Here is a 13117-nt window from a genome sequence, read left to right as displayed (position 1 = left end):
AATGTTCCGCAGCATCTTATGCTGATGTGTAATTAATTTTTTTGGGTGTTGAACGTTTGCGAGATGAGTGAAGTCACTATGACATCATTGCTGAGTGCTAAATCATTTCAGCTTAGCCGTCATCCCTCATCTCGCAACGGTCCACCCTATGAATATCCTGCGTCAGTTCAAGTTTTCGACCAAGCTTCTCTCTGCGTTCATCATCTGTGCGCTTATTACACTGGCTGTGGGTGGGTTGGGCATGGCGGGTGTGACCCGTCTGGGCAATGCGCTGGAACAGACGTTTTCCAACAACCTCGTTTCCGTTGGCAATACAAACGAAACGCTGACCAGCATGACTGCCCATAACCGTGGCTTGTATCGCCTGCTGGATGCTCAGGACGGTGGCGTATCGGAAACCGATAAGGAGCGTGTTCGCCAGGCTTTGGCCGATGATCTGGCTCGTGCCCAGAAGGTGTTTGCCACTTACCGCGCGACGCCGCTTGAAGACGACGAGCGTGTCGCAGGTGATCAGCTTGAGCAGATGTTGCCTGCCTACATTGCCGGTTCTCAGCAAGTGGTCGAGATGATGAGGGCCGGTGATCTGCAGAACGCCAGGACCCGCCTCAACGCCCTGTCCACCGAAGGGTTTGTGAAAATTCGCGCTTATCTGCGCACCATCATCGATTCCAACAACCGCCAGATCAAGGAAGGCGCTGTAGCGGCTGCGGAGCTGAGAAACAAGTCTGTGATGATGCTGGAAGTCGGCGTCGTAATCGCGTTCATCGTGGCGATTCTGCTGGGCATCTTTATCACCCGCATGATCACTCGTCCGCTGGCAGTTGCCGTGGTCAGCGCCCAACGCATCGCTGGCGGTGACCTGACCCAGCCGATCGTCTCCACCAGTAGTGATGAAGCCGGGCTGTTGCTCGATGCCCTGTCGAATATGCAGGACGGTTTGAAAAGCACCATTCAACAGATTGCCAGTGCTTCCGATCAATTGGCCTCGGCGGCGGAAGAACTGAGTGCTGTGACCAACGAGAGTACTCGTGGGCTGACTCGTCAGAACGATGAAATCCAGCAGGCGGCGACTGCCGTCAATCAGATGACGGCCGCCGTTGAAGAAGTGGCGCGCAACGCTGTGTCGACTTCTGAAGCCTCGAAGACCGCAACCGAAGATGCTGTGGATGGTCGCGGACAGGTGGATCACACCGTCAAGGGCATCACCACCATGGTGCATGAGATCACCGAGTCGACCGAGGCGGTTTCCGAGCTGGCCGGGCATGTGCGCGAGATCAGCAAGGTGCTGGACGTGATCCGCAGCATTGCCGAACAGACAAACCTGCTGGCACTCAATGCGGCCATCGAAGCGGCACGAGCGGGTGAACAGGGGCGCGGTTTTGCGGTGGTGGCCGACGAGGTGCGCGCACTGGCTCATCGCACCCAGGCGTCGACTGTGGAAATCGAAGGCATGATCAGCACCGTACAGTCGGGTGCCGACGGCGCCGTGGCAGCCATGGGCAAGAGCCTGTCGCTGGCCACCCATACTCAGGAACAGGCCCTGCGCGCCGGTTCTGCGCTGGAGAAGATCACTCAGGGTGTCGCGACCATCAACGAGCGCAATCTGGTGATCGCCTCGGCGTCGGAAGAACAGGCTCAGGTGGCCCGCGAAGTGGACCGCAACCTGCTGAACATTCAGGACCTCTCGACCCAGAGCGCGGCCGGTGCCGACCAGACCAATGCATCGAGTCAGGAGCTGTCACGTCTGGCGACGTCCTTCAATGGCATGGTGGCGAAGTTCAAGCTCTGATGGGGGAGGCACCACCCGACTTCAACGTAGCGCTGTGGCGCACCAGACACCGGATTGTGGGAGGCGGCTTGCCGGCGATGGCGTCATCCCGATCACCGACAAGGCGACTGGAGAAACGCATCGCCGGTAAGCCGCCTCCCGCAGTTGGATCTCTGTGCAAGAACACCATCTTCCCAGCCGCTACGGTTCTCTGCCTGTCCGATCGCAATAATCCCGGCACCGTCCGCAAAAAGCAGTTGCATCTCACTGGGTCAGGTCGCGCATGATAGGCGCTCTCAATCCGTCGGAGATTTTCATGGGGTCCATCACGTCCGTCCTGCGCGTAGCGATACTGTCACTCGGGGTGCTTGTCGCCCAGTCGGCTCTGGCCTCTGACGAGACGCAACTGATCGACTCGCTCAATGCCTGGCGCGGTCAGGTGCAGCGCTGCGGTGATCAGGTGTCCATGGAGCTGCCGCCGCTGGTCAGTGACCCGCGTCTGATCCTGCCTGCCAGCGGCGGGGTTGACCTGCAACAGGCACTGTCGCGTGCGTCCTATCCGATGGTCACTGTGCAGGCCATCAGCCTTTCCGGGCCGCGTGATGCGGCGTCGGCGCTGAAGGCCGTGCAGGAAAGCTTCTGCAAGGTTGTGCTCGATCCGCAGTTCATCGATATCGGCGTGAGCCGCGAAGGGCAGGATTGGCGCATTGTGCTGGCGCGCTCGCTGGTCGCGGCGCGTCTGGGAGACTGGCAGGCCGAAGGTCAGAAGGTTCTGGAGATGATCAACGTCGCTCGCACTACGCCACGCCAATGCGGGACCCAAGCATTTCCCGCCACCACTCCGCTGGCCTGGAACGCCACGCTGGGCACGGCGGCTCAGGCTCATTCCCAGTCCATGGCCAACAACAATTTCTTCGATCACAAGGACCGGGAAGGGCGCACGCCCGGTGATCGGGCGGAGCTGGCTGGCTACATCGGTCAGCAGGTGGGCGAAAACATCGCTGCCGGTCAGGACACCGCACGCAAGGTGGTGGATGGCTGGCTGGCCAGTCCCGGGCACTGCGCGAACCTGATGAATGCCGGATTCCGTGAACTGGGAGCGGCTTACGCCACTGATCCCAAAAGCGATGCAGGCATCTACTGGACCGCAATGTTCGGCACGCAGCAGTGAATGCCTTCACTCACTGCGTGCGTGTAGCTGACGTTTAGAAGCGGAACGCCTGACGGCCGATCAGCAGCCATTGGCCGTTCTGCTTTTGCCAGATCTGGAAGTTCTCGATTTCGGTCGGCACCACCTTTCCACTGTTCACGGCCTGTGCCGAGAAGTGGTTGCGCACCAGCGCGACATCGCCAGACATGGTGATCTTCTGGTTGAGCATCTTCAGGTCATTGAAGGCACTCTTGCCGGTTTCAATGTCGGCAATGAACGCCTGCTTGTCCTGAATGTTGCCGCTGGAATGCCCGTAGGTGAGGTTGTCGGCGGTCAGCGCCTGAAGCTGCGCTATGTCCTTGTGCCACATGGCCTGGGTCAGCTTGTCCACCGCCTGTGCCACATCAGCCTCATCCGACGGCGCGGCGACGACGTAGCCAGTAAACAGGCAGACAAACCCTACGAGCAGTTTGAGCTTTCTCATGTGCATTCCTTTTTATTGTCATTGTTGGGTGACCAGAACGTGCGCTCGGCATGACCTGATAGACAGCATATTCGTCTGTCGTCATACAACTTAGACGAGGGCCGTATTTCTGACAAGTAAAGGCTGCTTGCAGACTGAACGATGAGCGGGAAGAGGCTGGAGCGAGGGGATAGGCCGGGAACCAGGTTCCCGGCCAAAGGGGCTCAGATGACGCGGAACTGTTTGGTCAGGCGGCTGAGGTCAGCGGCCAGCTTGGTCAGCTCAGCCGTGGCGATGGCGGTCTGGCTGGAGCCCTCGGAGGTCTGGCTGGACAGGTCGCGAATGCTGACCAGACTGCGGTCCACTTCACGCGCCACTTGAGCCTGTTGCTCGGCCGCGGTGGCGATCATCAGGTTGCGTTCGTTGATCTGGCTGATGGAATCAGTGATGTCGAGCAGCGCCTTGCCTGCGCCATTGGCCATGTCCAGGGTCTTCTGAGCCTGGAAGCTGGTCTGCTCCATGGCGGTCACCGCATTACCGGTGCCGGATTGAATCGAACTGACCATCTGCTCGATCTCCCGGGTCGACTGCTGGGTGCGGTGAGCAAGCGCGCGCACTTCATCCGCAACCACCGCAAAGCCTCGACCGGCCTCACCGGCGCGCGCGGCTTCGATAGCCGCGTTGAGCGCCAGCAGGTTGGTCTGCTCGGCGATTGCACGGATCACGTCCAGCACTTTACTGATGTCGGTCGCCATGACTGCCAGGCCTTGGACTTCTGTCGAGGTAACCTGAACCTTGGACACCATCAGGTTGATCGCCGAAACCGTCTCATCGACCTGAGCACGTCCGGCCATGGCTGCGGTGCTGGATTGCGATGTCACTTGCGAGGCAGAGGCCGCGTTGCTGGCCACTTCCTCGACCGCAGCACTCATCTCGTTGACCGCCGTTGCAGCCATTTCGATTTCATTGCTCTGACGCAGGATGGTGCGCGATGCATCCTCGGTCACGGCATGCATTTCTTCGGAGGTGGCCGCCAGTTGAGTCGACGAGTCGCCGATCAGGGTCAGCGCACTGCGCAGATTGGTCTGCATGGTCGCCAGTGCGGCGATGAGCTTGGCCGCTTCGTCGCTGCCTTCGACCGTGATGTTCTTGCTCAGGTCGTTGGCGGCGATGCGTTCGGCGATTTTCAGGGATTCGCCAATGGGGCCGGTCAGGCTGCGGGTATAGAGCCAGGCAAGAAACAATGTGGTAGCAACGCCCACGGCGATGAATATGCCGACCAGCCACAGGGTCTGGCTGTAAGCCGATTCAGCAGTGTCGCCGGCTCTCTCGGCTTTTTTGTCGTTGATGCCAATCAGGTTCTTGAGCGAGGCTTCAACCTGATCCGCAGCACTTTTCATCTCGTTATTCGATATGGCGACAGCGGTGTCCAGGTCACCGGCAGCGACAGAGGCCAGATAACGGTCCTGATTGACCTGGTAGTCGGCATTGGCCTTGTTGAGCGCGTCGAATGCTTCGCGCCCTTGTGGCGTCACGATCAGTTTGCTCAGCGAGTTCGAATAGTCGGCGATCAGGACTCGCGCCTGTTTGATGTCGCTCAAGGCCTTGGTCTTGCGATCCTGCGGCTCCAGCGGATTGCGCAGGCGGGCGTTGTTGCCCCGGATACCGACAAATTCACGGTCCAGCGTACCGAGCAGTTTCACGCTGGGCAGCACGTTGGTTTCGATGAATTTTTCCGCTTCGTTGAGAATCGCGGCTTGTCGCAACGAGAGCAGTCCCAGGGCGACAATCATGAGGCAGAACAAACCGAAGCATAAAGCCGAGCGAGGTGCGAGGTTGAGTTTGCGCAAAAACATGTGCCTTCTCCATGGGTGATTAGAAAGCCTATCGCCTGCATGGAGCTTTTCTTGATGACAAGTGCAATATAAAGCGCCCCGCGCATCGGTGAAGCCCAGTGGCTGGAGATGCGCGGTCTCTGGAAAAAGATCGCCTGAAGCGTCAGGCAGAGGGGCAATCAGTTATACGTGGCGGGCAGCTCAGCGTTGGCCCATGCCCAGCAGGAAGGTTTCCACCGCCCGATCTACCATCGTGCGAATTTGCTCGCAGCTCAGTGACTGCGGGCTTTGCTGATAGAGTCGGATTTCGGTTTCCGCGGTCAGCAGTGAAGTCAGTTGAAGCGCTGCAAGGTCAGGGTCGATTTTGCGAAGTTGTCCGTTCTGCATGGCCTGGGCCATTAGAGTGGAGATGGTTTGCATGCATTGGCGTGGCCCGGATTCATAGAACATCATGCCGATTTCCGAGCGACCCGACTCGGCGACCACCATGCGATACACGTCCAGCGCTGTGTTGTCGTTGATCAGCATTGCCAGCATTCGCTCGCCAAAACGGCTGAGCAATCCCCTGAGGTCAAGAGCCTTTTCGCTGTAGGTCGCAAGTTCTGATACTGCCTCTGCCAGGTGAGCCGTGGCATGCCGATTCACAACGGCGATGAAGAGATCTTCTTTTGATGGGAAGTAGCTGTAGATCGTTGCCTTGGAACCGCCCATTCGCTTGGTGACTTCGTTCATCGACGTGCGCTCGTAGCCCATTTCGAGGAAAACGCTGGCTGCCGCATCAATGATGGCTTCACGGCGAGCTTCGGTACGCACCTTCATTTAAATCCTCAATCCTTCAGGGAATCTTCGTTTGCCTGTGTAACGCAAATTAACATGGACTAAAACTGAACCGTTCGGTACGATTTATTTCGTCTCCGTGGAGCTTACTGGAAACGAAGCCTCAAATAAACGCCGCCGCATCGATGCCGAGCCGGCAGATGCCTGAGCCCCAAAGCTTCTGGCCCCGACTACCGTGTTGACCGAATCGTGGAGTGAGCAGACCTGTGAACATCATCGACTTCAAGAAGCCTCGCAACCCATCCGTTCGTGAAGTGGCGATTGCCAGGGCACCGTTGCTGGAGAAAGTCCTGTCGATCACGTTGAAGACGGATGCGCCTACGCTCATGGGAATCTGCAGCGATGGCCTGCGCAGCAACAGCTCCATCATCGGCGGCGAGTTCGAAGGTGAAAGCATTCGGGGTTCGGTGCTGCCAGGCGGCAGTGATTTCTTTGTCGAGCTGTCGAGCGAACTTGCCTTTTTCAACGCACGCTTCACGTTGCGAACCCGGACGGGCGAGTTGATCAATGTCGAGAACAAAGGGGTTCTTGTCATGGACGAAGTCGGGCAGGACCAGCTTCAGAACGGGGTATGGCCCATTTCCGACGGGCACTATCAATGCACCTGCACACCGCAGTTTCAGGTGCCACTGGGGCCAAACGACTGGCTGGAGAAAAGCGTGTTCATCGGCAAGGTCGACTATCTGTTCTATAACGAGAAGGTGATGAACATCTACCGGATCAAGTACTGAACAGTCCCGCGTATCGGGTGCGTCTCACAAGGCACCCTTGATCACCGACGCATTCTTATAGACAAGTCTGGACGCCAAAAAGGAAATACCTGACTGGCGGAATACCCTGAGGGCGGCGGGCAAGCCGCCAGCCTCAGTCCCTTGGTTGCAGCAAGACCCCTTCACCTTTCTCCGTCCTGCGCCGTCTCTTTGCCGTAGAAGAGCAGGCACGCTCGAAACAAATTGGTTACAATTCCGGCCGAGATAGCACAGTGCTATCTCTGCTTGCATGCCATGGACCGGCTACGCCCGTGGCATGCCATCAACATTTGCTTCGGGTGCCGTCTGGTGCGACACCTTCAAGGACGTTAAATGAACAAGCTGCAGTACGCCGCCATCGCACTGATGGGGTTGGTGTTGACCGGGTGTGTCTCCTTCGTGCCCGCAGGGCCCATTGGTCTTCCGGTCAAGGCTGTCGAGAATACGTTGCCGGTCGGGGCAATGATCAAGGATGTGAAGATCACTGACCCGGCCATCGATGAACTTCAGAAGCGAAACATCAGTTCGCAGCTCACGGCGCAGATCGGCGCTCACGTCGAGCGTGGCGAGTATTTCCAGAAGATGATCGTTTTCCCGGCGAAGCTGGGCGAAAAGGATGTCGAGCTGGCGTTCAATTTCACCTCCCTCAAAGGCAAGCGCACGCCACACCCGGCGTATTTCCCCGGCGCTCTGTTGACGCTGACGATCTGGATCTGGGTCAACGGTCCGATCTACGTCGATACCTATGACCTGGCGGCGGAACTGCGTATCAACGACAGCCATGGCAAGCAATTGGCGCTTTCGCAAAAGACGTTCAAGCGCGACGTGAACACCGGGCTCTGGGACCGCGATTATTTCAACCCTTCGATGGGTGCCAATCAACTGACTGAACTGGTTGAAACGCTGCTTGTAGATGCCACCGGCCAATTGCCTCGTTGAAAGGGATATTTCGAATGAACAAGTTTTTGATGCTGTTGGCTGTGCTGTTTTCACTGTCGTTGCAAGGTTGCATGACCTATTCACACCATGAGTTGGCGCAGGCATCGCAATGGCCTCCTGCAACATCGACCAAGGTCAAACCAGCGGCCTATCTCAAGGTGCAGGCCGAATATGCGTTGAACGAAGATCGCGCCAATAGCGGCACCAACATCGCAGCGCTGGAAAAGCTGTTGAAAGAAGAGCTGCAGGGCAGTCAGCGTTTCAGCAAAGTGAGCGTCGAGCGTGAGCCCTCCGATCTCTACGTCACGGCAACCTTGCGCAATCACGAAGAGGGCAGCCTCGGCCTGGCATTCCTGACCGGCTTCACGTTTTTCCTGATCCCCAACAAGGTCGACAACACCCTGTCGCTGGAACTGACCTTCCGCGATGGCGAGGGCAAGAAACTGGGTCAGGTCAGCAAGCAGGAAAAACTCACCACCTGGATGCACCTGGTGCTGATCTTTGCCCTGCCGTTCAACGAGTCGAGTGACAAGGTCATCAGGGAACTGGCGCGCAGTGCGCTTGAAGACGCAGCAGGTAAAGGCCTTATCTGAGCAAGCTGAAGGGCTGGAACTGTTCCAGCCCCTTCAACATCAGAAGGTGACGCTGGCGCTGAGCCTCGCGGTGCGCGGTTCACCCACGTTGACCTGCAACTGGCTGCCGGTGCTGGACGGGTAATACTGCCTGTCGAACAGGTTGTCCACGTTCAACTGCAGGCGGGTCTTGTAACCGGCCATTGGCACATCCCAGCGCAGAAAAGCATCGGCCACGGTGTAGCTGCTCATGTAGAACGAGTTGGCGTCATCCCCGGCGCGCTCACCTACGTAACGTGCGCCGCCACCGGCATGCCAGTCGCCCAGACCCGAAGGCACCTGCAGGTGATGCGTGAGGTACAGGCTTGCGGTGTGCTTTGGTGCCTGGCTCAGACGATTGCCTTCGTTGCTCGGGTCATCCAGCACTTCGGTATGGGTGTAAGCGTAGGTGCCGATCATGTCCCAGCGCTCGGCGATGCGACCGGTCACATCCAGCTCCACGCCTCTTGAACCGACCTTGCCGGCCGCCTCGCTGACACCCGTTACGCCGGTCGGCGTAACGACGTTCTTCTTCTCGATGTCGAACACCGCCATGTTGAAGTCCAGGCCTGGCGCGAGCGCATATTTGGCCCCGACTTCGTAGCTGCGACCTTCTTCCGGATCGAAGGTGGTGCCGTCGTCGTTCACGTCTTCATTGGGCACGAACGAGCGGCTGTAGTTGCCGTACAGCGACAGGTCTTCGTTGACCTTGAACACCAGCCCGGCCATGGGCAGGAACACGTCATCATTCTTGTCCAGATTCACCACCCGGCTGGCACCGAGGCCTTGGGCGGTGTATTGGTCGTAATGCTGATAGCGTCCGCCAAGCACCAGAATCCAGCGGTCATTCAGGTGCCAGTTGTCTTTCACATAGAGCGAAGACGAGGTCAGCTGATTGCTCAGGTTGCTGGTCGGCTGGCTGACCACGCTCGGTTCAGCGAGGCTGCCGTACACCGGATTGAAAATGTTGAAACCGTTCTGTGCAGCGTTGCGGTACGTCTTGCCACGAAACTTGTCAGAGTCTTCCTGCTCGGCACCGATCAGCAGGTCATGCTCCTGACCCAGAAATTGCTGCTTGCCGATGAAATCCCAGCTGGCATAACGCGTTTCATAATCGTAATGCCCGCCGTTGGCCTGACGGCGCAGTACGCCGTTGCCGGACAAGGTGCTGGGCTGCGCGATGGAAAGGCTGTAACGGTCATTGTTCCAGCCATAGGTCAGGCGGGTCTTCCAGTCATCGCTGAGCTGGTATTCAAAACGCGCAGTTGCGGTTTCGCTGATGCCGACGGTGTTGGCCCATTTCTCGTCCAGGCGCTTGTTGTAGCTGATATCGGAAGGATGGCCGCCGCTGAATACGGTGCCGCGGTCGAACGGGCTGACGTAATCGTTGTACTCGTAGGCCAGCGTGAGGCTGGCGCGCTCGCCGGTCCATGAGAGGGAAGGGGCAATCAGTGTGTGCTGATCAACGCCGTAGTTGCGCCAGTAATCTTCGCTCTGACGTTCGGCAACCAGACGATAGGCCAGACCGCTGTCGCCCAGCGGGCCGGTGGTGTCCACGCCAAAACTGCCGCCACCTTCGCTGAACGCCGACCCGCTCAACGTTGTGCTTTGCACGTACTGCGGCTGTTTGCTGATCACGTTGATCACGCCGCCCGGTTCCATCGCGCCGTACAGCAGTGAAGCCGGGCCTTTGAGCACTTCGACCCGGTCAGTGGTCGCACTGAAGTTCTTCGACACCACCGAGCGCACGCCATCACGCAGGATCGAGCCATCGTCATTGGTCCCGAAGCCGCGCTTGACCAGCGAGTCCTTGGTGTTGCCCAGCGTGTTGCCCTGACTGACGCCACTGACGAACTTCATGGCGTCGTCCAGCGAACGCACGTTGTAATCGGCAATGGTCTGAGGTGTCACCACATTGACCGACTGCGCTTCTTCCTTGAGCGGCACGTCACTCTTGCTGGCGGTACTGGCGCTGCTTGCGCTGTAGCCTTCCTCGCTCTGGGTGGCGGCCGATACTTGCGTCGCGGGCAGTGTTGCTGCGCCTGCGGCATGTGCCGTACCGCCAGACCATACGGCCAGGGAAATTGCGGACAGCAAAAAGGGACCGGGGCGGCGAGGGCGATGGAAGGTGTTCAAAGGAAGTGCTCTGTCAGGACGTTAATAGCAATAATTGTAATTTGATATTAATTCTCATGTAAATGAGGGAATTGTCTTACTGACTTTGTATTGAACTCCTACCCGTTTGTGTCGGGATCGAAAGGGATCCGCTTGCCCATGCTGATCAGGGGTTCCTGAACGTACCCCAGCGACTCATAGAAAGCCTGCACCCCTTCATTGCTGGTACGAATCTGCAGATTGATCTTGAGGCAGCCAAGCTCGATCAACGCCTGTTCTGCATGCCTGATCAAGGCAGTTCCCAGCCCGCGTCCACGCTGAGCGGGATCGACCGCAACCGAGTAGAGCCAGCCCCGGTGGCCGTCATAGCCCGCCAGCAGCGTGCCAGCCAGACGGCCTTCAACGATGACCACAAAGAACAGTCGGTCTTGCGCAGCCAGCTTCATGTCGATCGACAGATCCGGGCGGTTGTGCGGTGCGTCGTCGTTGAATACGGTCGTCCACAGGTCGATTACCGCCTGGCGGTGCTGGTCGTTCGAATACTCGATAACGTGATGCATGGCGCAGTCCTTAAAGAGGGAACGCCGACGCTAATGCCTGCCGCCACTGCTGTCTATTCGGGACGTTATCTGTGCAGGTATTTTTTCGGGGCTTCAGCCTGCGTGTTTCTGCATGTCGCCCTTTTTGCTGACCTGAGGCAATGACGGGGGCGTTTTCAGTAACGTCTGTATGGCTTGGCTGTACGCCTTGCTGCCCAGCCGCATGCTGTTGTTGTGCGTACCGCCGGGCACCAGCAGCAGGTTCTTCGGCTCCCGGGCGGCCTCGAACAATTCTTCGCTGAAACGGGCGGGGACGTAGCGGTCATCGGTGCCATGCACGATCAATACGGGCATGTGAATGTCGGCGATCTTGTCGACTGAATCGAATTTCTGCGACAACAGCCAGCGCACCGGCAGCGAGGTGTTGGCGATTGCGGTGGCGACGTCAGCCAGATTGGTGAAGGTGGACTCGATGATCAGGCCGCGTGCTGCCACTGGCGTCTCGTCCTTCTCTGCTTCACGACCCAGTTCCGCAGCCAGGTCCACGGCGACCGCTCCGCCGAGTGAATGACCATAGATCACCCGACGTTGCGGGTCCGGCTGCAGTTGCTTGAGGCGTTCCCAGGCAATACGTGCATCCTCATAGACGGTCTTTTCGGAGGGCAGTTGGCCCATGCTCTGGCCGAAGCCCCGGTAATCAATGGCCAGAATTGAAAACCCCAGCGCCCTGAGCTGTTCGATGCGAAACAACTGGCCCGTCAGGTTCCAGCGTGAGCCGTGCAGATACAGCACTGCCGGTGCGTCCTTGCGTGGCGCAGGCCACCACCATGCATGAATGTTCTGCGAGGTGCCGAAATCGGCAGCCTTGAGATCCAGCTCCTGAACATCGGAGGGCAGGCCGCTGTACCAGCTGGCGGTGCCCGGCTCTATGCGGAACACCAGTTCGCGCTCCTTATGCTCCAGCACCGCGCAGCCGACCGGCAGCCCGACGATGATCGCGATCATGCATAACCATCTGAAAGGCCGTGCCTTGAAACGGTTGAGGGAGAAAGAGAGCATGAGGAATGTGTTCCGGTAAACAAAATGAAATAAATGCCGTTTCCGTTCAGGGGTTGCAATAGCCGGAGGGAAATATCGGTTACAGGATATTGCGCCGTTGGCCGGTTGATCGAGAAGGGCCGTGCCATGGTGTTCGCCCTGAGTGGCGTGACGATCTTGCAAGGCGTATCCCCTCGGCGCGATCGGCTGACAGCGACAGATCACCTCACGATCCTGAACGCCTCGTTATTCAGAGACTTGCGTCAGCCAGCTTCAGGGCGACGCAACAATCAGGCGTTTTTAGTCCGGTTTGGTATTGAATTAGCCCTTTTTGATAGCCCCGGATTATGCTGTAGGCGCAAGGGCGCTGTATTTCTGTCGCCTGGAGGCGCCGAAATCACAGTTTCATGGCTAACCTGCTCTGTAGGTTCTTCAATTTCTTCAAGAGGTTACCGCTCAATGTTTCTACATCGCCCCCTGGAAGAAAAAGACATTCCGATCGTCTGCGAGCTGCCCCAGAATGCCGACGAGCTGTTCTACATGTTCCCCCGGGCCACCTATCCCTTCACGCCGGCCCAGTTGGTGGACGCGCTGGAGACCCGCTACGACTCCACCGTGATCGAAATGGATGGCGAAGTGGTGGGTTACGCCAACTTCTCACGCTGTGATTTTCGCGACCGCTGTGCGCTGGGCAACGTAATCATCGCCCCCAAGGCCAGGGCAAGAGGGGTGGGACGCTACATGATCAGTTGCATGATGGACATTGCCTTCGACAAGCACGAAGCCACCGAGCTCATCGCATCCTGCTACAACCATAACGTTCCGGGCCTGCTGTTCTATCCGCGCATGGGGTTCCGTCCTTATGCCATCGAAGAGCGACGTGACAAGCAAGGTGCACGGGTTGCGGTGATCCATTTCCGTCTGCCCCGATCCGTGGAATGACGCCTGATACTGATCGTGCCCATCGCTGCGTGGGCATGCATCCCGTGAAGCTCTGCGTCACAAATGGCACAGACTGTGGATTCAGTGAGCCGAGCGCTTGACGTGGATAACGCTGGANTTGTCCACGCATC

12 protein-coding genes and 1 pseudogene are annotated in these 13117 nt (G+C 58.2%); 7 read left to right on the top strand and 6 right to left on the bottom strand.

All coding sequences use genetic code 11. From position 1 onward, the window contains the following. Window positions 1-148: 148 nt before the first annotated feature. From AO065_RS27755 to AO065_RS07970, 3 genes and pseudogenes are all read left to right on the top strand, one after another. A pseudogene (locus tag AO065_RS27755) lies at window positions 149-931 on the top strand (MCP four helix bundle domain-containing protein); the annotation flags it as partial. After that, window positions 926-1789: a methyl-accepting chemotaxis protein gene (locus AO065_RS27750; protein ID WP_407072075.1), complete on the top strand. Its 864-nt coding sequence runs from the start codon at window positions 926-928 to the stop codon at window positions 1787-1789. The pseudogene AO065_RS27755 and the gene AO065_RS27750, both read left to right, overlap by 6 nt. Window positions 1790-2084: 295 nt before the next feature. Next, window positions 2085-2939 (top strand): CAP domain-containing protein, encoded by an 855-nt coding sequence (locus tag AO065_RS07970; protein WP_032652294.1) that lies wholly within the window; start codon window positions 2085-2087, stop codon window positions 2937-2939. Between the two features lie 34 nt (window positions 2940-2973). On the opposite strand, the gene AO065_RS07965 is transcribed toward AO065_RS07970, so the two are convergent. The 3 genes from AO065_RS07965 to AO065_RS07955 form a co-directional block, all read right to left on the bottom strand. Next, on the bottom strand, window positions 2974-3402 hold the full coding sequence (locus AO065_RS07965) for a nuclear transport factor 2 family protein (RefSeq protein ID WP_004887223.1): 429 nt from the start codon (window positions 3400-3402) through the stop codon (window positions 2974-2976). 203 nt (window positions 3403-3605) lie between these two features. Beyond that, entirely contained in the window at window positions 3606-5237 is a 1632-nt protein-coding gene (locus AO065_RS07960) for a methyl-accepting chemotaxis protein (protein WP_004887220.1), read from the bottom strand. Between the two features lie 180 nt (window positions 5238-5417). Continuing rightward, a complete protein-coding gene (locus AO065_RS07955) occupies window positions 5418-6035 on the bottom strand; it encodes a TetR/AcrR family transcriptional regulator (RefSeq protein WP_004887219.1) in 618 nt (205 codons plus the stop codon). A gap of 224 nt (window positions 6036-6259) precedes the next feature. Between AO065_RS07955 and AO065_RS07950 the strand changes: the two genes are divergently transcribed. From AO065_RS07950 to AO065_RS07940, 3 genes are all read left to right on the top strand, one after another. Beyond that, on the top strand, window positions 6260-6784 hold the full coding sequence (locus AO065_RS07950) for a DUF3237 domain-containing protein (protein ID WP_004887217.1): 525 nt from the start codon (window positions 6260-6262) through the stop codon (window positions 6782-6784). 351 nt (window positions 6785-7135) lie between these two features. Beyond that, window positions 7136-7741, top strand: a complete 606-nt coding sequence (locus AO065_RS07945) for a hypothetical protein (protein ID WP_004887216.1) — start codon at window positions 7136-7138, stop codon at window positions 7739-7741. 14 nt (window positions 7742-7755) lie between these two features. Further along, a complete protein-coding gene (locus AO065_RS07940) occupies window positions 7756-8334 on the top strand; it encodes a hypothetical protein (RefSeq protein WP_004887214.1) in 579 nt (192 codons plus the stop codon). A 39-nt stretch (window positions 8335-8373) separates the two neighbouring features. Here AO065_RS07940 and AO065_RS07935 read toward each other — a convergent pair whose 3' ends face one another. From AO065_RS07935 to AO065_RS07925, 3 genes are all read right to left on the bottom strand, one after another. After that, window positions 8374-10446: a TonB-dependent siderophore receptor gene (locus tag AO065_RS07935; protein ID WP_032652301.1), complete on the bottom strand. Its 2073-nt coding sequence runs from the start codon at window positions 10444-10446 to the stop codon at window positions 8374-8376. A gap of 140 nt (window positions 10447-10586) precedes the next feature. Then, window positions 10587-11027, bottom strand: a complete 441-nt coding sequence (locus tag AO065_RS07930) for a GNAT family acetyltransferase (protein ID WP_004887211.1) — start codon at window positions 11025-11027, stop codon at window positions 10587-10589. Between the two features lie 93 nt (window positions 11028-11120). Further along, complete coding sequence (locus tag AO065_RS07925; RefSeq protein WP_032652290.1) at window positions 11121-12065, bottom strand: alpha/beta hydrolase; 945 nt, start codon at window positions 12063-12065, stop codon at window positions 11121-11123. 438 nt (window positions 12066-12503) lie between these two features. Here AO065_RS07925 and AO065_RS07920 point away from each other — a divergent pair, with 438 nt between their 5' ends. After that, window positions 12504-12986, top strand: coding sequence for a GNAT family N-acetyltransferase (locus tag AO065_RS07920; protein WP_004887208.1), 483 nt, complete (start codon window positions 12504-12506; stop codon window positions 12984-12986). Window positions 12987-13117 lie beyond the last annotated feature (131 nt).

Source organism: Pseudomonas viridiflava (assembly GCF_001642795.1).
GTDB classification, from domain to species: domain Bacteria; phylum Pseudomonadota; class Gammaproteobacteria; order Pseudomonadales; family Pseudomonadaceae; genus Aquipseudomonas; species Aquipseudomonas viridiflava.
Note: the sequence above shows the minus strand (reverse complement) of the source record. Positions and strands in the feature narration are given on the sequence as shown.